Genomic DNA, 25403 nt, shown 5'->3' on the forward strand with positions numbered 1-25403 from the left:
CGACGCCCCGCGCACGAACGGCCGGCGGTGCGGTGGAGCGGGGCCAGGACCCCGATCCACCGCACCGCTGCCCGCGAGCCCCGCGCTCGACGCCGACCGGGACCCCGGGCGGTGTGGGCGGTGTGCCGTCCCCCGCCCGCGCCGGCGGCTAGGGTCCCGGGCATGAGCCCCGCCGCCGCGTCCGGCCCACCGGGCCGCGACCGCGCCGGGGGCACCGCGACGGCGCCGGCCCTGCCGGCCTCCGTCCGGCGCGGCTACGGGCTCGGGTCCGTGGCCACCGGCGCGTTCGGCACCGTGCCCGGGCTGCTGCTGCTGCCCTACCTCACCGACCGGCTCGGCATCGCCGCCGGCGTCGCGGGGCTCGTCGTCTTCCTCCCCAAGGCCTGGGACGCCGTCCTCAACCCGGTCGCGGGCCGGATCAGCGACCGCTCGACGAACCCGGCCGGACGCCGCCGCCCCTTCCTCCTCACCGCCGGGCTCGCGCTCGCCGTCGCCTTCGTGCTCCTCTTCGCCGGCCCCACCGCACCGGCGGCCCTCGCGGGCACCTGGGTCGTCGTCACGTTCCTCGCCTGCGCCACGGCCTACGCGTTCTTCCAGGTGCCCTACGTCGCCATGCCCGCGGAGATGACCGCCGACTACGACGAGCGCACCCGGCTCATGACGTGGCGGGTCGCCGTGCTCGCGCTGGCCATCCTCGTGTCCGGCGGGCTGTCGCCGGTGATCCGCGACGCGCTCGGCCCGACGTGGGGCTACCGCGGCGTCGGGCTCTTCGTCGGCGTCCTCATCGCGGTCGGCGCGGCCGGCGCCTGGTGGGGCACCCGTCACGCCCCGGCCCGCCGCACGGCCACCGCGGGAGGCAGCCTGCGCGACCAGCTGCGGGTCGTCGCCGCCGCGCCGGACTTCCGCGTCCTCCTCGGGGCCTTCGTCCTCCAGGCCCTCGCCACCGGGGCGATGCTCGCCGGCGTCGACTACGTGGCGCGGGTGCTGCTCGCCAGCCCGGCCGCCGCGACCGTCCTCTTCGTCTGCTTCGTCGGGCCGGCGCTGCTCGTCACCCCGCTCTGGCAGCGCCTCGGCGAGGCCCGCGGCAAGCGCACCGGCTTCGTCGCCGGCTCGGTGCTGCTCGGGGTGGGCGCCCTCGCGACCCTCCTCGCGGTCCGGGCCGGGACGGCCGCGACGGCGGTCACCGTCGCCGTCGTCGGCATCGGGTACGCCGCCTGCCAGATGTTCCCGCTGGCCATGCTCCCCGACGTCGCCGCCGCCGACACCGACCGCACCGGCGAGGACCGGGCCGGAACCTACACCGGCGTCTGGACGGCCGCGGAGACCCTCGGGCTGGCGCTGGGGCCGTTCCTCTTCGCCGGCGTCCTCGCGCTCGGCGGCTACGTCTCGTCCACCGACGCCGCCGTCGCCCAGCCGGACTCCGCCCGCACCGCCATCGCTCTCGGCTTCACCCTCGTCCCCGCCGTCCTCGTCGCGGCGTCCCTGCTCGTCCTGCGCCGCTACCGCCTCGACCAGGAGGTCCCCCGATGACCGACCACGCCCCGGCCCCCGTCGCCACCGGACCGTCCGCCGACGAGGTCCGCGCCGCCCTCGAGGCGCTGCGCGTCCACGACCTGCCGACCCACGGCGGACGCACCCTGGCCTACGTCTACGACTCCGGGCTCGCCGACGTCGACACCCTCGGCCGCGACGCCCTCGCGATGTACGGCCCGACGAACGGCCTCGACCCGACCGCGTTCCCCTCCCTGCTGCAGATGGAGAACGACCTCGTCGCGGAGGCCGGCCACCTCCTCGACGCGCCCGACGGGTTCGTCGGCTCGGTGACGAGCGGCGGCACCGAGTCGGTCGTGCTTGCCGTCCTCGCCGCCCGGGACGGCGCCCCGCACGTGACGACGCCGAGCATGGTCATCCCCTCGAGCGCCCACGCCGCGTTCCTCAAGGCCGCGCACCTGCTCGGCGTCCGCGCGGTCGTCGTCGACGTCGACCCCACCACCCTGCGGGCCGACCCCGAGGCGATGCGCGCCGCCGTCGACGGCACGACGGTCCTCCTCGCGGCGTCCGCGCCGTCCTACGCCCACGGCGTCGTCGACCCCGTCGCCGAGATCGCGGCCGTCGCCGCCGAGCGCGGCATCCGCTGCCACGTCGACGCCTGCATCGGCGGGTGGGTGCTGCCGCACCTCGACGACGTCCCGTCGTGGACCTTCGCGGTCGACGGCGTGACGAGCGTGAGCGTCGACCTCCACAAGTACGCCTACGCGCCGAAGGGCGTCTCGCTGCTGCTGCACCGCGACGCCGTGCTGCGCCGCGGCCACTTCTTCGCCTCCGCGGACTGGCCGGGCTACACGATGCTCAACAGCACCCTCCAGTCGACGAAGTCCGGAGGCCCGCTGGCCGCCGCCTGGGCCGTCGTCCGGCACATCGGCCGCGACGGCTACGCCCACCTGGCCCGGCAGGCCCGCGCCGCCACGCTCGACCTCGCCGGGGCCGCGGCCGGCATCGAGGGGCTGGCCGTCGTCGCCGCGCCCGACGCCAGCCTTCTGGCCCTGACCACCGACGCCTCCTGCGACGTCTACACGGTCGCCGACGAGATGCTGGCCCGTGGCTGGTACGTCCAGCCGCAGATGGCCTTCCGCGACCTGCCGCCGACCCTGCACCTCACGCTCTCGGCGGCCACCGCCCCGTCGGTCCCCGCCTTCCTCGACGACCTGCGCGCCGCGGTCGCCGCCGCCCGAGCCGCCGGCCCGGTGCAGGTGGACCCCGCGCTCGCCGGGATGCTCGGGTCGCTCGACGCCGGCCACCTCGACGACGCGACGTTCGGCCGGCTCCTCGCCGCCGCGGGCCTCGCCGGTGAAGACGGCGCGCTCGCCCTCCCGCAGCGGATGGCCCCGGTCAACGCCCTGCTCGACGCCTGCCCGCCGGCGCTGCGCGAGGCGATCCTCCTCGGCGTCCTCGACCGCCTCTCCCGGCCCAGCGCCCCCGCCGGCACCACCTCGGCACCCTGACCCGCGCCGCCCCGGGGCGGCCGGTTGCCAGCGCGCCCCCCGAGGGGTTGGCTGGGACCGACAGGCACCACCGCCGGAAGGAGCACGATGACCACGACCCCGGACCCCACGCTCTCGCACACCGTGGGCCCGCCGGAGCCCGCGCTGCTGGAGCAGACGATCGGCGCCGCGCTCGGCGCGACCGCCGCCCGTCACCCGGACCGGGAGGCCCTCGTCGACCGCGCGGGCGGGATCCGCTGGACCTGGGCCGAGCTCGCCGCCGAGGTCGACACCCTGGCCCGCGCCCTCGTCGCCGCCGGTCTGGAGACGGGTGACCGGGTCGGCATCTGGGCGCCGAACTGCGCGGAGTGGACCCTCGTCCAGTTCGCGACGGCGAAGGTCGGCGCGATCCTCGTCACCATCAACCCCGCCTACCGCACCCACGAGCTGACCTTCGTGCTGCGCCAGGCCGGCATCCGGATGCTCGTCACCGCCGCGTCCTTCAAGACCTCCGACTACGTCGCGATGGTCGAGCAGGCCCGCGGCGACACCCCGGACCTGGAGCAGGTGTACGTCATCGGGCAGGAGTCGTGGACCGACCTGCTGGAGCGCGCCGACCAGGTGAGCCCCGAGCGGCTGACCATGGTGCACAACGCGCTGGAGTGCCACGAGCCGATCAACATCCAGTACACCTCGGGCACGACGGGCTTTCCCAAGGGCGCGACGCTCTCGCACCACAACATCCTCAACAACGGCTACCTCGTCGGCGAGCTGTGCCGCTACACCGAGGCCGACCGGATCTGCATCCCCGTGCCCTTCTACCACTGCTTCGGCATGGTCATGGGCAACCTCGCGGCCGTCACGCACGGCGCGTGCATGGTCATCCCGGCGCCGGGGTTCGACCCGGCGGCGACGCTCGCGGCTGTCGCGCAGGAGCGGTGCACCTCGCTCTACGGCGTCCCGACGATGTTCATCGCCGAGTGGGCCCTGCCGGACTTCGCCACCTACGACCTGTCGAGCGTGCGCACCGGGATCATGGCCGGCTCGCCCTGCCCGGCGTCGATGATGCGCAGGCTCATCGAGGCCGGCATCGAGGAGGTGACGATCGCCTACGGGATGACCGAGACCTCGCCGGTCTCGACCCAGAACCGCACCGACGACACCTTCGAGCAGAAGGTCGAGACGGTCGGGTCGGTGCACCCGCACCTCGAGGTCAAGGTCGTCGACCCGGCGACCGGCGAGACGCTGCCGCGGAACACCCCGGGCGAGTTCTGCACGAAGGGCTACTCGGTGATGCTCGGCTACTGGGAGGAGCCGGAGAGGACCGCCGAGGTGCTCGTCGACGGGTGGATGCACACCGGGGACATCGCCGTCATGGACGACGACGGGTTCGTCCAGATCACCGGCCGCATCAAGGACATGGTCATCCGCGGCGGCGAGAACGTGTACCCGCGCGAGGTCGAGGAGTTCCTCTACGAGCACCCGGACGTCCAGGACGTCCAGGTCATCGGCGTCCCGGACGAGCGGTACGGCGAGGAGCTGTGCGCCTGGGTCGTCCTGCGCGAGGGCGCGGAGCCGCTGACCGCCGAGGCCGTCCGCGAGTTCTGCACCGGCCGCCTCGCGCACTACAAGATCCCGCGCTACGTGCAGGTCGTCGAGGAGTTCCCGATGACCGTCACCGGCAAGGTCCGCAAGGTCGAGATGCGTGAGAAGACCGTCGCGGAGCTGGGCCTCTGACGCGGGCCCCGCACCACGGCTGACCTCCTGCGACGAGCCACCGGGGCGGCGGCAGGACGGACCCGCGGCCCGGCGGTAGGTTGTCCGGGCGACGCGTCGCTCGCGCCCGCACCGATCGGACAGGAAGTGCCATGACCACGACGCAGCTGCTCATCGTGATCCTCGTCATCGTCGTCGCCCTCGCGGTGGTGTTCCTGCTGGTGCGTCGGTCCTCGTCGCGCAAGGAGGAGGCCCGCGTCGAGGCCGCCGGCCTGCGCGCCGAGGCCGAGGAGGTCGCGGGCGCGGTGCGCGGCCAGGAGACGTTCGCCGCCCAGGCCGAGGAACGGGCAAGGGTCGCCTACGCCGAGGCCGAGGCCGCGCGCCAGGAGGCCGAGCGGCTGCGCGACGAGGCCCGCCGCGAGCGGGAGTCCGCCGAGGCCACCCGCCGCGAGTACGAGACGATGCTGGCCCGCGCCGACGAGGTCGACCCCGACGTCCGGCACTCCGAGCACGCCGCCGCCCTCGAGGCCGCGGACGACGCCGACCACCGGGGCCCGGACTACAGCAAGGACGACACCTTCGGCGACGGCGAGACCGCCGACGACGAGACGACCGACGACGAGGTCTCGGGTCACGGCGCGGGCGAGGACCGTCCCGCCGATCCCGAGGGGCTGGACTGGGAGCGCGACCGGCCGGCCGGGTCGGAGGCGACGGCGGGGGAGGAGCGTCGCCCGACGACGCGCGCCGAGGCCCGGCAGATGCGCGAGGAGGCCGAGCGGGCCGCCTGGGCCGGCAGCCCCGCGGCCCCGGTCCCCGGCGCGGCGGGCGCCGCCGTCATCGGCGCCGGCACCTGGGCCGCGACGCACGACGACGAGGACGGGACCCCGCGGGACGAGCAGCGCGCGGACGGCGACGGCGGGTTCGAGGACCCGCAGGAGCGGGACCGGCCGGCCGAGGAGTGGCGGACCGACGACGGCGCGACGACGGGGGGCGCCGGCGACGAGCCGGGCCCCGACTCGTGGACGACGGCTGCGGACGAGGGTGCGGCGCCGCTGGGCTGGGCGGGCGAGGGCTCGGGTCCAGCGGAGGGCGGAGACCGTCCGGCCGACGACTGGTCGGTCGAGGAGGGCGCGGGCACCGGGGGGCCGGCGGCCGGGCAGCCGGAGGACGACGCGTCTCCCGCCGCGGACGAGCGTCGCGGCTTCGCGTCCGCCGACGGCGCGGAGACGTCGGACGAGCCCTCGGACGACGAGGCGGCGCCCGGGAGCCCCGGTGCCACGGCGTGGAGCACCCCGGCCGTCGCCGCCGGTGGTGCGGCGGTGGGCGCCGTCGCGGCGGCGGCCGTGTCCGACGGGCGTCACGACGCCGACGAGCGGACGCACGACGACGCGACTCCCGACGACGCGAGCGCCCACGAGGCGAGCGACGACGAGGCCGGCGCCCGCGAGGCGGCGGAGGCCGAGGCGCACCGGTCCTCGGGGGCGACGTCGTGGTCCGAGACGGCCGCGGTCGACCCCGAGCGGTCGGCCGGGGACGGCGGCGACGACGAGCACCGCAGCGCGCGCATCGCGGCCGCCACGGACTACCGTGACGAGACCGACGCACAGCAGGCCTCGGCCGACGACGACGTGGACGACGCCCGGTCGTCCGGGGTCCCGGCCGCGAGCCCGAGCGGAACAGGGAGCGACATGACGACGACGTCCGGCCCCGACGACCAGCAGGACCACGCCGCCCGCGGCGCGGCGGACCAGGAGGGGACCGCCGCCGACGACGCGCGCAGCCCGTCCGGCGAGTGGGGCGGCCCGCACGACACCGACGGCGACGACACGGCCGTGACCGAGCAGGCCGGCGCAGAGCCGGCATCCTCCGTGCGGGACGACGAGGCGTCGTCCGCGACGGGCGAGCAGTCCGAGGCCTCGAGTGCGTCGGCCGCGGTGCGCAGCGCCGACTCGGCCGGCACCTCGGACGCCGCCGGCACCGCCGACACCTCCGCCGCCGACGAGGTGGAGGGGGCCGAGGACCGCGCCGAGCCGGAGTCGGCCGACGGGCCGGTCGAGACCTCCGCCGCGGGGCCCAGCGTCGCCGCCGGCACCGCCGGGCCGGAGGCGGAGGCCACGGCCACGGACGACGAGGCCGCCGCCGAGGACGTCACCGACGACGGGTCCGACCGGACACCCGCCGCCGAGGTGTCACCGGAGGCCGGGACCACCGACGCCGGGAGCACGGACGTCGAGCCGGAGCCGGGCGGTGCGCCGCCGGCCGAGGCCGAGACCGACGCCGCCATCCCCGCCGAGCCCGAGGTCGAGTCCACCGGTGACCCCGACGAGGACGACGCGCCCGACTGGGGTGCCTCCGAGCGGGCCCGCCTCGAGGAGAACCAGGAGCGCGGCGACCGGCTGCACGAGGACTTCGTCCGGATGGAGCGCGAGGCGGCCGCCGTCGGCATGGACACCGTCCACGACGTCGAGCCCGAGCAGGAGGAGCGGTCGGACGGCGGCTCCGCCGGGACCGGTGACGCCTCGGGGACCGGTGACCACGCAGCCGCCGACGGCACCGACCCCGACAACGGCACCGCGTCGGACGGCACGGACCACGGCGACGAGGCCGCCACGGACGGCGCAGACCCCGACGCGAGCGGGACCGGTGCGGGCAGCGACGCGACGGGTGACGGCGGAGCCGGGGGCGCAGGCGACGAGGCCGCGGACGGCCACCGCTCCGCCACGACCGACGCGGAGACGACCGGGACGGCCGCGGCGGACGACGACCGCTCCGACCCGACCGACACGACCGCCGCGGACGGCACGTCCTCCGACACCGACCACGACGCCGACGAGCCGGCGGGCACGCCGAGCCGGTCCGAGGTCTCGTTCGTCGACCCGGGTGAGGAGCAGGAGTCCTCGGCCGGCACCGCCGGTGACGGCGACGCCGGGGCGGACGAGCGGACCTGGGAGGCCGACGACACCTCCTCCGCGGACGACACCGCCGTCGCCGACGGCGCGGACGACCACGCCACGACCGCACCGGACGCCGAGGGCTCGGAGGGCGCGGAGGGCGCGGACGACAGCGCGCCGGCCGGCCCGCGGCAGCGCCGGGTCTCGGAGTTCCACGAGATCCGGGACGGCGGCTACGGCATGGGGTCGGCCGCGACGCTCGACGACGGCGCCCAGCCGATGGACCACCCGGTGCAGGCCTACCGCGACACGATGACGTACCGCGTCCCCGGTGACCCCGGGTACGACGACGCCGACCCGGACGTCTGGTTCTACGACGCCGGCGCCGCCGAGCGCAGCGGCTTCGGGCGCTCGCAGGGCTGACGGGCCGTCCCGCCCCGGGACCCGGGCACCGCCGCGCACCCCGCCGGCGGCCCGCCCGGTCCCGGGGCGGACCCGTGCCCGGAACCGGCCCCCGGACCGGGCGCGACGCACGGGCCGGATACGGGCCCGCCGCCACCCCCCCCGCGCCGCGACCCGCCGGGCGGTGGTCCGCGCGACACGTCCCGCGCCGACCCGGGGTCGACGAGATAGGTTCGTCGCGTCCGTCCCCCTGCGGTGAGGAGCACACGTGCGCATCGGCGTCCCTCGCGAGACCGTGCCCGGTGAGACCCGGGTCGCGGCCACCCCGAAGACCGTCGAAAAGCTCGTCGGGCTCGGCTACACCGTCTTCGTCGAGTCCGGCGCGGGCGCCCTGGCCGCCTTCGACGACGAGGCCTACCGCACCGCGGGCGCCGACGTCATCGACGACGCCGTGTGGAACGCCGACGTCGTCCTCAAGGTCAACGCGCCGACCGAGACCGAGCTCGAGCGGCTGCGCCCCGGCCAGCTCCTCGCGGCGCTGCTGAGCCCGGCCCTGCGCCCCGAGCTCGTCGAGGCCCTCGCCGCCCGCGGCGTCACCGCCCTGGCCATGGACGCCGTGCCCCGCATCAGCCGGGCCCAGTCCCTCGACGTGCTGTCCTCGATGGCGAACATCGGCGGCTACCGCGCCGTCATCGAGGCCGCGCACGAGTTCGGCTCCTTCTTCACCGGCCAGGTCACCGCGGCCGGCAAGGTCCCGCCGGCCAAGGTGCTCGTCGTCGGCGCCGGCGTCGCGGGGCTCGCGGCCATCGGCACCGCGAACAGCCTGGGCGCCGTCGTCCGGGCCTTCGACGCCCGGCCCGAGGTCGCCGAGCAGGTCGAGTCGATGGGCGCGCAGTTCCTGCGCATCGAGGTCGAGGACGAGGGCCCGTCGGCCGACGGCTACGCCAAGGAGACCAGCGCCGACTTCGACGCCAAGGCCGCCGACCTGTACGCCGCGCAGGCGCGGGACGTCGACATCGTCATCACCACCGCGCTCATCCCCGGCCGGCCGGCGCCGCGGCTGCTCACCGAGGACATGGTCGCCTCGATGAAGCCGGGGTCCGTGGTCGTCGACATGGCCGCGGCCAACGGCGGCAACGTCGCGGGCACCGTCGCGGGCGAGAAGGTCGTCACCGACAACGGCGTGACCCTGCTCGGCTACACCGACCTGCCGGGCCGGCTGCCGACGCAGTCCTCGCAGCTGTACGGGACCAACCTCGTCAACCTCCTCAAGCTGCTGACGCCGGAGAAGGACGGGGAGGTCGTCCTCGACCTCGACGACGTCGTCCAGCGCGGCATGACCGTCGTCCGCGACGGCGAGGTGATGTGGCCGCCGCCGCCGGTGCAGGTGTCCGCCGCGCCCGCCCCCGGCACCGACGTCATCACCGTCGACACCACGGCCACGAAGGCCCGGAGACGGCCGCTGCCCGCAGGGACGAAGCTCGCCGCGGCCGGCGTCGCCGCGCTGCTGTTCCTGCTCGTCGCGGCGTTCTCCCCGGCGCCCTTCCTCGGGCACTTCATGGTCTTCATGCTCTCGGTGGTCATCGGCTTCTACGTCATCGGCAACGTCCACCACGCCCTGCACACGCCGCTGATGTCGGTGACCAACGCGATCAGCGGGATCATCGTCGTCGGGGCGCTGCTCCAGGTCGGCCGCGGAGGCTGGGCGGTCTCCGTCGTCGCGTTCGTCGGCATCCTCGTCGCGAGCATCAACGTCTTCGGCGGGTTCCGGGTGACGGCCCGAATGCTCGAGATGTTCAAGCGCGAGGAGGTCGCCCGATGAGCCCCACCCTCGTCCAGGGCGCGTACATCGTCGCCGGGCTGCTCTTCATCCTCGCCCTGGCCGGCCTCTCCCGGCACGAGACCGCGCGCCGCGGCAACCGGTTCGGCATCGCCGGCATGGCGGTGGCGCTGGTCTTCACGGTCCTCGCCGCGGTCGCCGGGCGCAACGGCTCCGGCGGGCTCGGCATCGCCCTCATCGTCGTCGCCATGGGCATCGGCGCCGCCATCGGCCTCGACCGGGCCCGCAAGGTCGAGATGACCGGCATGCCCGAGCTCATCGCCATGCTGCACAGCTTCGTCGGGCTCGCCGCCGTCCTCGTCGGCTGGAACTCCTCCTACGAGGAGACCGCGTACCCGAAGATCCACGACGTCGAGGTGTTCGTCGGCGTCTTCATCGGCGCCGTCACCTTCACCGGGTCCATCGTCGCCTTCCTCAAGCTGTCGGCGCGCATCCCCAGCAAGCCGCTCATGCTGCCCTTCCGCAACTGGCTCAACGTCGGCGCGCTCGGGCTCTTCGTCGTGCTCACGGTCGTCTACGTCCTCGTCCCCGACACCGCGGTCTTCGGGCGCCACCTGCTGCTCGGTCTCGTCACGCTCCTGGCGCTGGCGCTCGGCTGGCACCTCGTCGCCTCCATCGGCGGCGGCGACATGCCCGTGGTCGTCTCGATGCTCAACAGCTACTCGGGCTGGGCGGCGGCCGCGGCGGGCTTCCTGCTCAACAACGACCTGCTCATCATCACCGGCGCGCTCGTCGGCTCCTCCGGTGCGTACCTCTCGTACATCATGTGCCAGGCGATGAACCGCTCCTTCATCTCGGTCATCGCCGGCGGCTTCGGGGTCGAGGCCGGCACCGCCGCCGTGGGTGACGTCGACTACGGCGAGCACCGCGAGGTCACCGCCGAGGGCGCGGCGGCGCTGCTGTCGAACGCGTCGTCGGTCGTCATCACGCCCGGCTACGGCATGGCGGTCGCCCAGGCGCAGTATCCGGTGGCGTCGCTCACGAAGGCGCTGCGGGACAAGGGTGTCGACGTCCGCTTCGGCATCCACCCGGTCGCCGGCCGCCTGCCCGGCCACATGAACGTCCTCCTCGCCGAGGCCAAGGTCCCCTACGACATCGTCCTCGAGATGGACGAGATCAACGACGACCTCTCGCAGACCGACGTCGTCCTCGTCATCGGCGCCAACGACACCGTCAACCCGGCCGCCGCCGAGGACCCCTCGTCGCCGATCGCCGGCATGCCCGTCCTCACGGTGTGGGAGGCCAAGGACGTCGTCGTCTTCAAGCGGTCGATGGCGACCGGTTACGCCGGCGTGCAGAACCCGCTGTTCTTCCGGGAGAACACCCAGATGCTCTTCGGCGACGCCAAGGACCGGGTCGAGGACATCCTCAAGGCCCTCTGAGCCGTCGGCCCGCGACGCCGGGCGTGGGACGCACGACGCGCCCCCACCCCGGCGTCGGTGGGTCAGCGCGGCTTGCGGAAGGCCCCGGTGGTGCGACGGGCGATCCGGGCGGGCGCGAGGGCGGTGAACGGCGGGATGGGCAGCGGCGCGGGCTGGACGACCGTCGCGGGGGCGGGCACCGTGAGGGTGAGCCGGGCGGTCCCGGTGGTCGCCGCGGCGTCGAGGTAGTAGATGACGTTCGGGGTCGCGAGGCTCGCGCCGGGCGCCAGCGCCGTGGTCGTGGTCCCCTGGAAGTAGGCGGAGGTCGGGTCGTCGCCGGTGCCGTCGGTCCAGTAGAAGTAGTCCCGGCTCCAGGGCGCGTCGTTGTTCAGGTCGCCGTTGGTGATCCGGCCCGGCGTCCCCGGGGTGATGTCCGCGCTGATCCGGATGGTCACCGTGACCGGGGCGCCGGTGTGGTTCGTCACGACGCCGCTCTCGACCACCTGGTCGGCGGCGGTCCGCTGGACGGCGAACGTCGCCGTCACCGAGGTGCCGGAGGCGGCGAACGCGGGGGCGGCCCCGCCGACGAGGACGAGCGGGGTGCTCCAGGCGGTGGTGGCGACGAGGGCACGGCGCGTGGGCAGGACAGGACGAGGCACGGGGGACTCCAGAGGGCAGGGTGAACCGGAGAGGCGGGCGTCAGCGACGCTATGGCCGTGCGGGCCGGATTTCTCGCCGAGGGACGATATCCGACCGAACGGCCGACGCCCTGCCTCCAGCTGTTGCGCCGCCCCCGCCGACCGGCCGCTCCGGCGGAGTCGGGTGCCCGGACGGCTGCCCGGGCGACCGTCCGGACAGCCGACCCGGGCGGAGCGGGCCCGCCGGTGACCGCGTCGGTAGGCTGCCGGGCGTGAGCGAGCCCAGTGCGCCCGACCAGCCCGGCGGCATCACCTACGCCTCCGCCGGGGTCGACGTCGAGGCCGGCGACCGGGCCGTCGAGCTGATGAAGGAGTCGGTGCGGCGAGCGACCCGGCCCGAGGTGCTCGGCGGGCTCGGCGGGTTCGCCGGGATGTTCGACGCCAGCGCGCTGACCTCCTACCGGCGCCCCGTGCTCGCCACCTCGACCGACGGCGTCGGCACCAAGGTCGCCATCGCCCGGGCCCTGGACCGGCACGACACCATCGGCTTCGACCTCGTGGGGATGGTCGTCGACGACATCGTCGTGTGCGGGGCCGAGCCGCTCTTCATGACCGACTACCTGGCCTGCGGGTCGGTCGTCCCGGAGCGGGTGGCCGCCATCGTCTCCGGCATCGCGGCCGCCTGCGAGCAGGCCCGCGTGGCCCTCGTCGGCGGCGAGACCGCCGAGCACCCCGGGCTCCTCGGCCCGGACGAGTACGACGTCGCGGGCGCCGCCACCGGCGTCGTCGAGCACGACGACGTCCTCGGTCCGCAGCGGGTCGAGCCGGGCGACGTCGTCCTCGGGCTCGCGTCCAGCGGGCTGCACTCCAACGGGTACTCCCTCGTGCGGCGCGTCGTCGCGCACGCCGGCTGGGAGCTGGACCGGCACGTCGAGGAGCTGGGGCGCACCCTCGGGGAGGAGCTGCTCGAGCCCACGCGCGTCTACTCCGCCGACCTGCTCGACCTGGTCCGGACCCACGGCGTCACCGTGCACGCCCTCTCCCACGTCACCGGCGGAGGGCTGGCCGCGAACCTCGCGCGCGTGCTCCCGCCGTCGGTCCACGCCCGGCTCGACCGCGGCTGCTGGACCCCGCCGCCGGTCTTCGGGCTGGTCGGGCGCCTCGGGGCCGTGCCGCGCGAGGACCTGGAGCGGACCCTCAACCTCGGCATCGGGTTCGCCGCCGTCGTCCCCGCCGACGCCGTCGACCCCGCCGTCGCCCACCTGGAGTCGCGCGGCATCGCCACCCGGGTCATCGGCGAGGTCTTCGACGCGAGCATCGCCGACGACGCGGTCGGACCGCTCGTGCGCGGCGCCAAGGGCGTCGACGGCGGCTCGGTCGCGCTCGTCGGCGACCACCGCACCGCCTGACCCCCGCAGCCCCCGCCCCGCGCTCCCCACCGGCTGCCCGGCCCGGTACGGGCCGCCTGTGAGTACGACGACTCAGGCGCGCTGTCGGAGGTCACCGCCATGCTCGCCGACATGACGCCGGCCCCCGCCCCCGCCGCCCCCTTCCCCTCCGGCACCGGCTCCCCGACGCCGCCGCTGGGCCTCCCCGCCATCACCACTGAGCCGGCCCACCCCGGACCCCGTCACGCCGCGGCGGCGGACGTCGACGTCGTCCGGGCCCGGCGCTGGACCGTCGGGGTGCTCACCCTGGCCACGCTCGCCGCCGTCGTCCACTCCACCCTGGTGCTTCTCGGGGTGTGGCTCGCCACCGGCGCCTACACCCTCGTCACCGGCCGCGACCTGGGCTCGCTCGACGTCCTGGGCGCCGTCGACGACCTCGCGCCCGCGCTCCTCGTCGGCTGGTGCTGCGGCCTGGCCTGCGTCGCCGCGCTGGGCCGGGGTGCGGCGCTCGGGCCACGGCTCGCGGGGGTCACCGCCGGACTCGTCGGCGCGCTGTGCGGAGCCGGGATCCTCGCGCTGGGCCCGATGCTCTGACGGGCGCAGCACCCGGCCGGCGTCGTGTCCCGGCCGGCGCTCAGACGATCAGGACCTGCGGCGCGAACAGCCGCATCGCGTCCAGGGCCCGGGCGTGGTTCTCCGGCGTCGAGCCGGCGCAGGCGTCGGCGACGACCTCGACGGTGATGCCCGCATCGGCCATCGGCAGCACGGTCGAGAGCACGCAGCAGTCCGTGGCCACGCCGGCCACCCGCACCCGGGCCCCCGGGGCGACGAGGTCGCGCAGGACCGGCCACTTGCCGAAGGTCCCGGCCGTGACCACCCGGGCTCCGAGCCGGTCCAGCTCGGGGACCACGGCGTACAGCGGGTCGTCGTCGGGGACGAGGGCGAACGGCCAGTCCTCGTAGTACCGGCCCCACGAGCCCCCGAGCGCCGGGTCGGCGACGAAGCGGGTGACCACCGTGGCGTCCGGTCCGGCGGCGTCCGCGAGCTCGCGCATGGCGCCGACCGCCGCACCGAACATGGGCGACCCCCAGGGCGAGACGCCGGGGTCGGCGAAGACGACCTGCGGGTCGACCAGGACCAGCAGGTCGTCGGCAGGAGCGGTCACGCCGGGACGGACTCGGCGGTGCGCTCGCCGGCCGCGCGCTCCTGCCGCCGGACCTTGGGGCGGCGGGCGAGCCCGGTGACGACGAAGCCGATGGCGAACGCGAGCAGCACGCCGATGTTCGAGTACGGCCACGCGCCGTCCCAGTACGGGCCGCCGTCGGCGGCGGTGACGAAGGTCCCGAGGCCGAGCGGCTCCAGCAGGTAGCCCTGCCAGTTGTTCCACGACGCGTCGCTGGCGAACCCGTTGACGACCAGCCCCCAGCCGACGACGGACGCGAGGACCATCGTCGCGATGGAGATCCAGTCCCAGGCGCCGTACCGGCCGGAGGCGTCGAACAGCGCGCGCTCACCGTCCGGGCCGGCGTCGTAGTCGCGGCGGCGCAGCGCGAGGTCGGCGATGAAGATGCCGGCCCACGCCGCGAGCGGCACGCCGAGGGTGATGAGGAAGGACTGGAAGGGGCCGAGGAAGTTCTGCGTGAAGAACACGACCCAGATGGTCCCGAGGGTGAGGATGACGCCGTCGACGGCGGCCGCGGCCGGGCGGGGCACCCGCACCCCGAGGGAGAGCAGAGTCAGCCCGGAGGAGTAGATGCCGAGCACGGCACCGGAGACCAGCGAGAGGATGACCGCGACGAGGAAGGGCACGAGGAACCACGTCGGCAGGACCGTGGCCAGGGTGCCGATAGGGTCGTTCGGGATGCCCTGGAGGACGGTCTCGTCCGACGCGGCCAGCAGCAGCCCGAAGAGGACGAGCAGCACCGGTGCCACGGCGCCGCCGATCGTGTTCCACAGGACGATGGCGCCGCCCGCGGCGTCCCGCCGCTGGTAGCGCGACCAGTCGGCGGCGATGTTGATCCAGCCCAGGCCGAACCCGGTCATGAGCATGACGAAGGCGCCGACGACGGCCTGGGGCGGCCCGCCGGGGACGGCCTGCACGGCCGACCAGTCAATGTTGCCGGCCGCGACGACGACGAAGAGGACGGTGACGAGCCCGGTCAGCCAGGTGAGCACCGACTGCATCCGCATGATGACGTGGTAGCCCGCCACCGAGGCCGCGACGATGAGGGCCGCGACGAGCACCGCGGCGACGACCTTGGTCCCGGTGCCGCCGCCCCAGCCGAGCCGGGTGAAGATCGTCGAGGTGGCGAGGACGGCGAGGATCGCGAGGAAGGTCTCCCAGCCGATCGAGACCAGCCAGGAGATGACACCCGGCACCTTCTGCCCGACCACCCCGAACGAGGCGCGGGACAGGATCATCGTCGGGGCCGAGCCGCGCTTCCCGGCCACGGCGACGAGGCCGCACAGGAGGAAGGAGACGACGATGCCGAGCACGGTGACGACCGCGCCCTGCCACACCGAGATCCCGAACTGGAGGACGAACGCCGCGTAGGAGATCCCGAAGACCGAGACGTTGGCCGCGAACCACGGCCAGAACAGGTCGCGGGGAGCGGCGGTGCGCTCGGCCTCGTCGATGATCTCGATACCGGTGGTCTCGACGCCGAGCCGACGGGTCTCGGCCGCTGTGGGAGCGCTCATGCCGGGAGCATGGCACGCCGTGGCGGCACGTGGCGAACAGCGTGCAGCACGGCATCTCGCCCCCGAGGGGGCGGTGTGCTGCGGAGGAGGGTCAGGTCGGCGTCAACGCCGGCCGGAGGCCCAGGAGTCGTAGTCGTCCTCGTCGTCCCGGTCGCGACGGTCGGGGGTCCGGCCGTTCTGCGACTGTCCGTGAAGTTCCTGCTCAAGCGCCGAGAGGTCGGTGTCGGGGCTGAAGTACTTCAGCTCGCGGGCGACCTTCGTCTGCTTGGCCTTTGCTCGGCCGCGCCCCATGGCGTGACCCCCTCGTGCGTCTGCCGGGGCGGCATCGCTGGTCCGACGGCCCCTTGCGGTGGTCGTCACACGTCGCGGAGCGGCTCCGGGGATGGTGTGCAATCGTGCCGCCAACTCTACATGGCCCGGGGCGTCACCGGGCACCTTGGGCGCCTCGTCGGACGGCGCGGCGCGGCGGCCGGGCACCGCGCCGCGGACGTGGCCGCGCGACGACGGGCTCAGGACGCCGGCGGCCTCGTGTCCGCCCCTCGGGACGGGGCGGCGGGCAGCCACGGCACCGGGCCACCGCCGGCGATCCGCTGCTCGGCGAGGCGGTCGGCGGCCGTCGCCGGGGTGACGTCGTCGGCCTCCGCGGCCTGCAGCACGGCGAGCGTGGCGTCGAAGATGGCCTCGGTCCGGGCCGCGGCGCGCTCGGCGTCGAAGCCGTGCAGCTCGTCGCTGACCTGGATGACCCCACCGGCGTTGACGAGGAAGTCGGGGGCGTAGACGACCCCGCGGGCGGCCAGCCGCTCGGCCGTCCCGTCGTGGGCCAGCTGGTTGTTCGCGCCGCCGCAGACCAGGCCGGCGGTCAGGGCGTCGACGGTGTCGTCGTCCAGCGCGCCGCCGAGGGCGTTGGGGCTGTAGACGTCCAGCGGCATCCGGACCAGGGCCCGCGCGTCCTCGGCGACGGTGAGCGCGGGGTGGCGCTCGACGAGGCGGGCCACGGCGGCGTGGTCGACGTCGGTGACGACGACCTCGGCGCCGTCGTCGAGGAGGTGTCCGGCGAGGCGGGAGCCGACCTTGCCGACGCCGGCGATGCCGACCCGTCGCCCGGCGAGCGTCGGCTCGCCCCACAGGTGCTGCGCCGCGGCCCGCATGCCGCGCAAGACGCCGAGCGCGGTGAGCAGCGAGGAGTCCCCGGCGCCGCCGCGCTCGGGCGAGCGGCCGGTGGCCCAGCGCGTCTCCTGCGCGACGACGTCCATGTCGGTGACGTAGGTGCCGACGTCGCAGGCGGTGACGTAGCGGCCGCCCAGCGACTCCACGAACCGCCCGTAGGCCCGCAGCAGCTCCGGCGTCTTGTCCGTCCGCGGGTCGCCGAGGACGACCGCCTTGCCCCCGCCGTGGTCGAGGCCGGCGAGGGCGTTCTTCGACGACATCGCCCGTGAGAGCCGCAGGACGTCGGCCAGCGCCGCGTCCATCGACGGGTACGGGTGGAAGCGGGTGCCGCCGAGCCCGGGACCGAGGGCCGTCGAGTGCAGCGCGATGACCGCGCGCAGGCCGGTGGCGGGGTCGGAGCAGAAGACCACCTGCTCGTGGCCGGACAGGTCGACGAGGTCCGTGGGCACCTCGCCACGCTATCCCCGCTGCGGTGGACATTTCGGGGTGACCCCGAAATGTCCTCAGGACCCCGGTTCCTAAGCCCGTCGTGGAGGACGAACCGGGGTCTCGGGGCGCGGTGGCCCGCTCGCGCCCGCCTACGACCGGCGGTCCCGGTGCGGGCGTGCCCTGTCCGGTGCCTGCCCGGGTGGACGGGGCGAGCCGGCTCGTCGCGGCGTAGACCGGAGGGACCAGCGCCGCCGGGACCCCGGCCGGCGGCGGACCTCCACGGCAAAGGAGCCGAGCATGGCCTTCCCCGGACTGCAGCACGTCGCCGTCACCGTCAGCGACCTCGAGCGGAGCACGCGCTGGTACGCGGCCCTCTTCGACGCCGAGCCCGTGCTCGACGAGGACGAGGAGGGGGGCCGCTTCCACCACACGGTGTTCGCGCTGGACGGGGGCCAGCTGTTCGGGCTGCACACCCACCAGGGCCGCGAGTCCGGCGACGCCTTCGACGAGGAGCGCACCGGCCTGGACCACGTCGGGTTCGCCGTCGGCTCGGTCGAGGACCTGCGGCAGTGGGAGAGCCGGCTCGACGAGCTCGGCATCGCGCACGGCGGGGTGAAGTCGGCCGGGTACGGCCACGGGCTGTCCTTCCGCGACCCCGACAACATCGCGCTCGAGCTCTTCGCCGGCGCCTGAGCACGGGCGCCACGCCGACGCGCCGGCCGACCGGGCCGGCGCGTCGGCGTCGTCATGTGCCCCCGGCCGCCCGGCGGGCAGGCCGCGCAGCGGATTCGCAGCGACGCCGTAGCGGGCTCCGGCAGAGTCGTTCCCAACGCACCACCGGGGGAGACGGAGATGCGGGACCCGGGCCGTCGGGGGGTCGACGGCCCGGGACAGCACCACCACGGGGTGCGGACCGTTCGAGGGGGACGGTCCGCACCCCGAAGCGCTGTCCGGGGCCGGGGCGTCGTCCAGCAGGCGGACCGAGGGTGAGGGCACGACCGTCGGCCGTTGTGCGGCCGGTGATCCGCCGGCCGGTCGCCGCGCGCGGCCGCTGTAGCAGGATGGGCCCATGACGGCATCGCGCGGAGTCCGGATCGGGTACAAGGCGTCGGCGGAGCAGTTCGCGCCGGCCGAGCTGGCGGGCTTCGCGGTCCTCGCCGAGGAGCTGGGGCTGGACTCGGCGACGATCTCGGACCACTTCCAGCCCTGGCGACTCGAGGGCGGCCACGCGCCGAACTCCCTGGCCTGGATGTCCTGGGTGCTCGCCCGCACGGAGCGGATCATGGTCGGCACCTCGGTGATGACGCCGACCTTCCGCTACAACCCGCCGGTCGTCGCCCAGACCTTCGCGACGATGGCCTGCCTGGCCCCCGGCCGGGTCATGCTCGGCGTCGGCACCGGCGAGGCGCTCAACGAGATCGCCGTCGGGTCGGTGGCCGAGGGGGAGTGGCCGGAGTTCAAGGAGCGCTTCGGGCGGCTGCGCGAGGCAGTGACGCTCATGCGCCAGCTGTGGACCGAGCCGCGGGTCACCTTCGAGGGCGAATACTACCGCACCGAGGACGCCGCCATCTACGACCGCCCGGACACCCCGGTCCCGGTCTACATCGCCGCCGGCGGTCCGATGGTGGCGCGCTACGCGGGTCGGCACGGCGACGGGTTCATCTGCACCTCCGGCAAGGGCGAGGAGCTCTACCGCGACCAGCTCGTCCCGTCCGTCGACGAGGGCCTGGACAAGGCCGGCCGCGACCACGACGAGATCGACCGGATGATCGAGATCAAGGTGTCCTGGGACCCCGACCCCGAGCGGGCGCTGGAGAACACCCGGTTCTGGGCGCCGCTGTCGCTGACCGCCGAGCAGAAGCACTCCATCCACAGCCCCGAGGAGATGGAGCGCGCCGCCGACGAGCTGCCCATCGAGCAGGTCGCCAAGCGCTGGGTCGTCGCGTCGGACCCGCAGGACGTCGTCGAGGCGCTGCGGTTCTACACCGACCTCGGGTTCGACCACCTCGTCGTCCACGGCCCCGGTCACGACCAGGAGCGGTTCCTGCGCACCTTCACCGAGCAGGTCGTCCCCGGTCTGCGCGAGCTCGTGCCCGCGCAGCGGTGACCGACGGCGCCGGGGCCGACCCCGCGAAGCCCGAGCCCGGGCCCGACGCCGGCGGACCGCTGGCCGGGACGCGCGTCGTCGAGCTGGGCGGCATCGGCCCCGGGCCCTTCGCGGCCATGTACCTCGCCGAGCTCGGCGCCGACGTCGTCCGCGTCGACCGGCCGGGCGAGGCGAACCCGCTGGCTCTCACCGGCGGGCTGCGGCGCTCGCGGCCGAGCATCGCCGTCGACCTCAAACACCCCGACGGGCTCGGGGTCGTGCGCCGCCTGGTCGACGACGCCGACGTCCTCCTCGAGGGGTACCGGCCGGGGGTCCTGGAACGACTGGGCCTGGCTCCCGACGACCTGTGGACCCGCAACCCGGGGCTCGTCGTCGGGCGGATGACCGGGTGGGGCCAGGACGGGCCGTGGGCGGCGCGGGCCGGGCACGACCTCACCTACGCCGCGGTGTCGGGCACGCTGCACGCGATGGGCCCGGCGGACCGGCCGATCACGCCGGTGCCGGCGCTCGGCGACTACGGGGGCGGGTCGATGTACCTCGTGGCCGGGGTGCTGGCCGCACTCCTCGCGCGCGGGCGGACGGGGCGGGGGCAGGTCGTCGACGCGGCGATGGTCGACGGCTCCGCGCACCTGGTCTCGATGCTGCACGCGATGGTCGGCGCCGGGACGTGGCGGGACGAGCGGGAGGCGAACCTGCTCGACGGCGGCGCGCCGTTCTACGCGGTCTACCGGTGCGCCGACGGCCGGTTCGTGGCGGTCGGGGCGCTGGAGCCGCAGTTCTGGGCCGAGCTGGTGGCCGTCCTACGGGACGAGGCCGGGGCCGACCTGCCGGGCGACCAGTACGACACCGCGACCTGGCCGGCGCAGCGGGCCGCGTTCACCGCCGCCTTCGCCGCGCGCTCGCGGGACGAGTGGGCGGCGGTGTTCGACGGGACGGACGCGTGCGTCGCGCCGGTGCTGTCGCTGGCCGAGGCCTCGCGCCACCCGCAGGCCGTGGCCCGGGGATCTTTCGTCCCGGGGCCGACCGGTTCGCCGGTGCCCGCCCCGACGCCCGGCTTCTCGGGCACGCCCCTGGGCATACCCGGTCCCGAGCCCGCGCCGGGCGCGGACACCGTGTCGTTCCTGCGGGCCACCGGTCTCACGGCCGACGAGGTCGAGGCGCTGCTCGCCTCCGGCGCGGTCAGCCAGGCCAGCGACGACCCGGCACGCTGACGGCGCGTTCGGGACCTGCCGGACCCTGGTCGTCGGTAGAGGCTCGGCTCAGGAGCCGCCGGCCGCGCGCAGTCCGTCCCGCAGTGCGGCCGTGCTCGTCCGCCAGTCGTCGTTGCCGGCCTCGTCGTGCAGTTCCGCGAGCTCGGAGCCGTCCAGCACCCGGTCCAGCGCGGCCGCCGCCTCGGCGGCGAGGAGTCGCACCTCGCCGGGGTCTGCGCCCGCGGCCCACTCGTCGACCTCCTCGGCTGACTCGACCGGCACCCCGAGCACGACGCCGACGGCCGCCGCGGCGGCCACCGCCTCGGCGGCCTCAGGGGCCTCGAGGTAGCCCTCGTCCGTGCGCAGCGCGGCGGTGACGGCGGCGAGCCCGTCGTCCTCCAGGCCGAACACCCAGTCGGCGGCGTCATCGTTCTCGAACGGTCTGAGTCCCCACGTGCCCATGGCGGCATCCTGCCTCAAGGCGGGTCCTCGAGGGTGGAGTGGAACGGGTCGGGATCGGTCATCGGGGTGCGTCGCCAGTTGCCGTCGCGGGGTGGTCGGAGTCGACGAGGTTCGACTCCTCGAGCCAGTCGACGTCGACGAGGACCGCGACGGACCTGCCCTCGTCGTCGAGGCCCACGTGAACGGGGTAGGTCCACGACCCCTGCGACGGGGCGAAGGCGACCGCCGCGACCCCATCGCCCACCTCCATGGCGGTGAGCCGGTCCGAGCCCTGCGGCGTGGCGTCCATGACCGTGGCCATGTGGTCGTCGTCGTCCGCCAGCACCCGCAGGGCGTCGATCGCCGCAGCGTCGGCGACTGCCCCGAGCCCGGTTCCCACGTCGGCCCGGAACGGCTCACCGTCGACGACCAACGTTCGCCACGCCGCGACCAGGTCAGCTCGCCCGAGGACCGCCGCGCAGCCCACCGGCCAGATCGCCCCGTCAGGGTCGGGCAGGTGCACCACGCCCAGGGTGGTGGGGTGCCGACCCGGGGACAGCCGCACCTGGGCGTCCTGCGGCCAGAAGTCCGGGGACCACGCGTCGAGGAGGAGCACATCTCCTGACCGGAGGGTGACCTCCGGGCCGGGGACGGCGACCAGCTCTGCGGTCGCCGCTCGACCCCCTTCGCGTTCCGGGAAGGTGAAGGTGCGGCCGTAGGCGACCAGCAGCTCGGGGGACGTCGCCATCAGTAGCGCAGTCGCAGAACGGCGTAGTCGCGAGAAACGTCGTCCTCCTCGGCGAACGTGACGAGGTCGGGGAAGGTTGAGAGGTCCGGCGTCCAGTCGCGGCTGCGGTACCCGCCGACGGCGCGGAGCCGGGGAAGGTCCCGCAGTGCCGCCAGCGACATGTCGGCGGTCTTCTGGAACAGCACGTACTCCAGCGACGGGTGGCCCGCCAGCGGCCCGAGCGACTCCACTCCTCGCTGGTCCCCGAGGTCCAGCAGCCGGAGCCCGCGGGCGGCGGCCACCTCGTCGAGCGTCGTCACCCCGCGGGCGGAGGAGATGCCCAGGACCTCCAGCCGGGTCATGGCAGCCAGCGACGAGAGGTCCCGAAGACGGGGCACTCCCGAGAGCACCAGCACCTCGAGGGTGTCGGCGTGGGCCTCGAGCCCGGTGAGACTCTCGAGCTTCGGCGAGGACAGGCGGAGCTCACGCAGGCGCGGTGCGGTCACCTCGGTCAGCTCGGTGCCGGCGAACCGGTTCAGCCCCAGCACCTCGACCGTCGGATGGGCGTACACCGACTCGACGCCCCCGCCGCGCGGTGGTGCCCCCACGGCGAACCGCTGCAGCCGCGGCCACCCGGTGGCATCGATCCGGCCGCCGTCCCAGCCGACCGCCTCGAAGCTGCGCAGCCGTGGGAGAGAAGCCGCGGGTCCGATGTCCCCCGCGTCACCGAGCCGCAAGTGCTCGAGCTCGGGGAGCTCGGCGAGGAAGGAGAGGTCCTTGCCGGTGACCGAGAGCGCCGCGACGTCGTGCTGCTGGGCCTCGCGCACCACCGCCGCGGGGTCGGCGCCCTGCTCCACCACCCACTGGCCACCGGCGTCCATGAGCTCGCGGTGGGCCGGGATGTCCCGCCGGAGCAGAGGGTTCGGCGTGAGGGCGGGCGTCACGACAGCCTCCGTCCGGAGATGTCCGGGCTCGAAGACACGGCCGGCCAGGCCCCGGGCCCTCGGGGTCCTACGCCCGCAGCGGGCGTGTCGAGCTCCACGCCGGTCCCCCCGTCGATCCGTCATCACCGTGCGCCGAACCTAGCGGCGTCGTCCGACACCCACTAGCCCCGGCCGCCACCCCGAGCCGAACGGCCGAACCGCTCCCGCGGCGGTGGTCCATCGGTCGGTGGGCCAGGATGGGCGGCATGAGCAGCGCACGGGTCCGCGTGGAGGCGGACGGAGCCATCGGCCGGATCACCCTCGACGCCCCCGAGCGCCTCAACGCCGTCGACCCCGAGATGTGCGCGGCCGTCGTCGCCGCCCTGCGCGAGCTCGACGCCGATCCCGCCGTCCGGGTCGTCGCGCTGACCGGGGCCGGGCGGGGCTTCTGCTCCGGCGCGCCGCTGACCGCGGAGGGCGCCCAGATGGGGGTCCTCGAGGCCGGCGCCGAGCTGGTCCGCACCCTGCTGGGGACGACGACGCCGGTCGTCGCCCTCGTGCACGGCGTCGCCGCCGGGATCGGCGTCCCCATGGCCCTAGCCTGCGACTACGCCCTCGTGGCCGACGAGGCGCCGTTCGTGCTCGCCTTCACCCGCATCGGCCTCATGCCCGACGGCGGGGCCACCGCGCTCGTCACGGCCGCGGTCGGTCGGGCCCGCGCCATGCGTCTCGCGCTCACCGGCGAGGCCCTGCCCGGCGCCACCGCCGCGCAGTGGGGGCTCGTCGCCGAGAGCGTCCCCGCCGACGGCTTCGACGCCCGTGCCGCCGAACTGCTCGAGAGCTTCGCGGCCGGCCCACCGCTGGCCTACGCCGAGACCAAGGCGGCGGTCAACGCGGCGGGGCTCGACGTCGAGGCGGCCCTGGCCCTCGAGGACGCCGGGCAGCGCCGGCTCGGTGCGACGGCCGACCACCGCGAGGGCGCGGCGGCGTTCGTCGGCAAGCGCCGGCCCGAGTTCACCGGCCACTGACCCGCCGCTGCGGGCGTCCGCGTCCGGGGCTTCCGCGGGTGTCGCTGCCTCGGAGGGTCGGAGTGCGCCGTCAGGCGCCCTCGACGACGACGTCGGCCCGGCTCCGCGACTGCTCGACGAGTTCGGCGTTGACCTGGTCCGACCCGTCGCTGCGCTCGACCGCCGCCGCGTGGTCGCGGCCGAAGGTCATGTGCCGCGCGACGAGCCACTCCCGTCGCAGCGCCGGCCCCGGGTCGACGAACCAGGACTCGTCGAGGAGGGCGGCGACCGGGTCGAAGCCGTGCGCGTCGGTCAGCAGGTAGTTGCCCTCGACGACGACGAGCGGGACCTCGCGCGGGACGGCGACGGCGCCGGCGACCGGCTCCTCGAGGTCGCGGCGGAAGGTCGGCGCGTAGACGACGTCCTCGTCGGCCGCCCGGACCCGCCGCAGCAGATGGACGAAGCCGGCGGCGTCGAAGGTGTCGGCCGCGCCCTTGGTCGCCGTCCGCCCGAGGTCCTCGAGCACGGACTGCGCGAGGTGGAAGCCGTCCATCGGCAGCAGCACCGCCTGCGGTCCGAGAGCGGCGACGAGCGCCTCGGCCAGCGTCGACTTCCCGGCGCCGGGCGACCCGGTGAGGCCGAGCAGGCGGCGCCCGCCACGGCCGGCCAGGGCCCGGGCCCGCTCGACGAGGCGGGCGGTGTCCGCGCGCGGCAGGCGGACCTGGTCGGGGGCCGTCGTCACGCGGAGAACCGCTCGGCGAGGGCGGTCAGCGAGTCGACGGTCACCTCGGGCTCGCGCATCGTCGTCGGGTACGGGGTGCCGGTGCGGGCGACGTAGCAGCTGCGGAGCCCGGCGACCGCGGCGCCGTGGGTGTCCCACGGGTGCACCGCGACGAGCATGGCGTCCTCGGGTTCGACCTCGCACGCGGACAGGGCGTAGGCGTAGGCGCGGTTGTCCGGCTTCCACAGCGGGGCGTCGGCGACGGAGAGCACCTGCTCGAAGACGTCGTCCAGGCCGTTGCGCTCGACGAGACCCTGGGCGACGGCGGTCGAGCCGTTGCTCAGCGTGACCATGCGGATGCCGAGGTCGGCGAGCGCGCGCAGGCCCGGTTCGACGTCCGGGTGCAGGGGCAGGTCCATGAAGGTGGCGACGACCCGGTCGGCGGCCTCGTCGAGGTCCTCCGGGGCGCCGGGCCGCCCGGCCGCCACGGTGTGGAAGCCGGCCGTGGCCAGGTCCGCGAACGCCGGGTTCTCACCGGTGACGGTGAGGGCCATGCCGTCGCGCAGCACACCCGCGAACCACGTCGCGGCGAGGTGCTCGGGCAGACCCAGCTCGGCGAACGTCGCGGCCACCGGCGACAGGTCCGACAGCGTCTCGTTGACGTCGAAGATCAGCAGACCGGGGGGCGGGCAGGGGACGACGGTGTCACTCATCGCCCCATCATCCACCGGGAGGGGCCCGCCGACGAGCGACCGCCGAGGAGGGCCGGACGCG

Annotated in this window: 22 protein-coding genes; 12 read left to right on the top strand and 10 right to left on the bottom strand. The window is 75.3% G+C overall.

Going from position 1 to position 25403, the window contains the following annotated elements; translation table 11 throughout:
* Positions 1-162: 162 nt before the first annotated feature.
* The 6 genes from EPD83_RS00515 (at position 163) to pntB (ending at position 11212) form a co-directional block, all read left to right on the top strand.
* A complete protein-coding gene (locus tag EPD83_RS00515; protein ID WP_128366615.1) occupies positions 163-1530 on the top strand; it encodes an MFS transporter in 1368 nt (455 codons plus the stop codon).
* The gene (locus EPD83_RS00520; protein WP_128366614.1) at positions 1527-3002 is read left to right on the top strand and encodes a pyridoxal phosphate-dependent decarboxylase family protein; all 1476 of its coding nucleotides are present in this window, start codon (positions 1527-1529) and stop codon (positions 3000-3002) included. Before EPD83_RS00515 ends, EPD83_RS00520 begins: the two co-directional genes overlap by 4 nt.
* 87 nt (positions 3003-3089) lie before the next feature.
* Complete coding sequence (locus EPD83_RS00525; protein WP_128365437.1) at positions 3090-4718, top strand: AMP-binding protein; 1629 nt, start codon at positions 3090-3092, stop codon at positions 4716-4718.
* Between the two features lie 131 nt (positions 4719-4849).
* A complete protein-coding gene (locus EPD83_RS00530) occupies positions 4850-8011 on the top strand; it encodes a sunset domain-containing protein (protein WP_128365436.1) in 3162 nt (1053 codons plus the stop codon).
* A 247-nt stretch (positions 8012-8258) separates the two neighbouring features.
* A complete protein-coding gene (locus EPD83_RS00535; protein ID WP_128365435.1) occupies positions 8259-9812 on the top strand; it encodes a Re/Si-specific NAD(P)(+) transhydrogenase subunit alpha in 1554 nt (517 codons plus the stop codon).
* Positions 9809-11212 carry a Re/Si-specific NAD(P)(+) transhydrogenase subunit beta gene (gene pntB, locus EPD83_RS00540; RefSeq protein ID WP_128365434.1) on the top strand — a complete coding sequence of 468 codons (1404 nt, stop codon included), beginning with the start codon at positions 9809-9811 and terminating at the stop codon, positions 11210-11212. The genes EPD83_RS00535 and pntB overlap by 4 nt, the downstream gene beginning before the upstream one ends.
* A 62-nt stretch (positions 11213-11274) precedes the next feature.
* On the opposite strand, the gene EPD83_RS00545 is transcribed toward pntB, so the two are convergent.
* Positions 11275-11850 carry a hypothetical protein gene (locus EPD83_RS00545; RefSeq protein WP_128365433.1) on the bottom strand — a complete coding sequence of 192 codons (576 nt, stop codon included), beginning with the start codon at positions 11848-11850 and terminating at the stop codon, positions 11275-11277.
* A gap of 251 nt (positions 11851-12101) precedes the next feature.
* Here EPD83_RS00545 and purM point away from each other — a divergent pair, with 251 nt between their 5' ends.
* Both purM and EPD83_RS00555 read left to right on the top strand, forming a co-directional pair.
* On the top strand, positions 12102-13238 hold the full coding sequence (purM, locus tag EPD83_RS00550; protein WP_128365432.1) for a phosphoribosylformylglycinamidine cyclo-ligase: 1137 nt from the start codon (positions 12102-12104) through the stop codon (positions 13236-13238).
* A 111-nt stretch (positions 13239-13349) separates the two neighbouring features.
* A complete protein-coding gene (locus EPD83_RS00555) occupies positions 13350-13811 on the top strand; it encodes a hypothetical protein (RefSeq protein WP_164896112.1) in 462 nt (153 codons plus the stop codon).
* Between the two features lie 40 nt (positions 13812-13851).
* On the opposite strand, the gene EPD83_RS00560 is transcribed toward EPD83_RS00555, so the two are convergent.
* The 4 genes from EPD83_RS00560 to EPD83_RS00575 form a co-directional block, all read right to left on the bottom strand.
* A complete protein-coding gene (locus EPD83_RS00560) occupies positions 13852-14382 on the bottom strand; it encodes a cysteine hydrolase family protein (RefSeq protein WP_128365430.1) in 531 nt (176 codons plus the stop codon).
* Positions 14379-15917: a purine-cytosine permease family protein gene (locus EPD83_RS00565; RefSeq protein WP_128365429.1), complete on the bottom strand. Its 1539-nt coding sequence runs from the start codon at positions 15915-15917 to the stop codon at positions 14379-14381. The genes EPD83_RS00560 and EPD83_RS00565 overlap by 4 nt, the downstream gene beginning before the upstream one ends.
* A gap of 102 nt (positions 15918-16019) precedes the next feature.
* Positions 16020-16208, bottom strand: a complete 189-nt coding sequence (locus tag EPD83_RS00570) for a DUF3073 domain-containing protein (protein ID WP_128365428.1) — start codon at positions 16206-16208, stop codon at positions 16020-16022.
* Between the two features lie 218 nt (positions 16209-16426).
* Positions 16427-17533 (bottom strand): Glu/Leu/Phe/Val family dehydrogenase, encoded by a 1107-nt coding sequence (locus EPD83_RS00575; RefSeq protein ID WP_128365427.1) that lies wholly within the window; start codon positions 17531-17533, stop codon positions 16427-16429.
* Positions 17534-17810: 277 nt separating this feature from the next.
* On the opposite strand from EPD83_RS00575, the gene EPD83_RS00580 reads away from it, so the two are divergent.
* From EPD83_RS00580 to EPD83_RS00590, 3 genes are all read left to right on the top strand, one after another.
* Complete coding sequence (locus tag EPD83_RS00580; RefSeq protein ID WP_128365426.1) at positions 17811-18206, top strand: VOC family protein; 396 nt, start codon at positions 17811-17813, stop codon at positions 18204-18206.
* Positions 18207-18582: 376 nt separating this feature from the next.
* Positions 18583-19620, top strand: coding sequence for a glucose-6-phosphate dehydrogenase (coenzyme-F420) (gene fgd, locus EPD83_RS00585; protein ID WP_128365425.1), 1038 nt, complete (start codon positions 18583-18585; stop codon positions 19618-19620).
* Positions 19617-20831: a CaiB/BaiF CoA transferase family protein gene (locus tag EPD83_RS00590; protein ID WP_128365424.1), complete on the top strand. Its 1215-nt coding sequence runs from the start codon at positions 19617-19619 to the stop codon at positions 20829-20831. Before fgd ends, EPD83_RS00590 begins: the two co-directional genes overlap by 4 nt.
* A gap of 48 nt (positions 20832-20879) precedes the next feature.
* Here EPD83_RS00590 and EPD83_RS00595 read toward each other — a convergent pair whose 3' ends face one another.
* From EPD83_RS00595 to EPD83_RS00605, 3 genes are read right to left on the bottom strand one after another with little or no spacing between them, the layout of a single operon-like run.
* Positions 20880-21272 carry a DUF4259 domain-containing protein gene (locus tag EPD83_RS00595; protein ID WP_128365423.1) on the bottom strand — a complete coding sequence of 131 codons (393 nt, stop codon included), beginning with the start codon at positions 21270-21272 and terminating at the stop codon, positions 20880-20882.
* Between the two features lie 58 nt (positions 21273-21330).
* Positions 21331-21999 (bottom strand): DUF4241 domain-containing protein, encoded by a 669-nt coding sequence (locus tag EPD83_RS00600; protein ID WP_128365422.1) that lies wholly within the window; start codon positions 21997-21999, stop codon positions 21331-21333.
* Complete coding sequence (locus tag EPD83_RS00605; RefSeq protein WP_128365421.1) at positions 21999-22922, bottom strand: leucine-rich repeat domain-containing protein; 924 nt, start codon at positions 22920-22922, stop codon at positions 21999-22001. The genes EPD83_RS00600 and EPD83_RS00605 overlap by 1 nt, the downstream gene beginning before the upstream one ends.
* A 245-nt stretch (positions 22923-23167) precedes the next feature.
* Here EPD83_RS00605 and EPD83_RS00610 point away from each other — a divergent pair, with 245 nt between their 5' ends.
* On the top strand, positions 23168-23929 hold the full coding sequence (locus EPD83_RS00610) for an enoyl-CoA hydratase-related protein (RefSeq protein WP_128365420.1): 762 nt from the start codon (positions 23168-23170) through the stop codon (positions 23927-23929).
* Between the two features lie 70 nt (positions 23930-23999).
* Here the strand turns inward: EPD83_RS00610 and EPD83_RS00615 are convergent, their stop codons facing one another.
* Positions 24000-24650, bottom strand: a complete 651-nt coding sequence (locus tag EPD83_RS00615; RefSeq protein WP_235950266.1) for a nucleoside/nucleotide kinase family protein — start codon at positions 24648-24650, stop codon at positions 24000-24002.
* A complete protein-coding gene (locus EPD83_RS00620) occupies positions 24647-25342 on the bottom strand; it encodes a haloacid dehalogenase type II (protein WP_128365419.1) in 696 nt (231 codons plus the stop codon). Before EPD83_RS00620 ends, EPD83_RS00615 begins: the two co-directional genes overlap by 4 nt.
* Positions 25343-25403: the final 61 nt, after the last annotated feature.

The sequence above is a fragment of the Phycicoccus flavus genome (assembly GCF_004025965.2).
Classification (GTDB): Bacteria; Actinomycetota; Actinomycetes; order Actinomycetales; family Dermatophilaceae; genus Phycicoccus; species Phycicoccus flavus.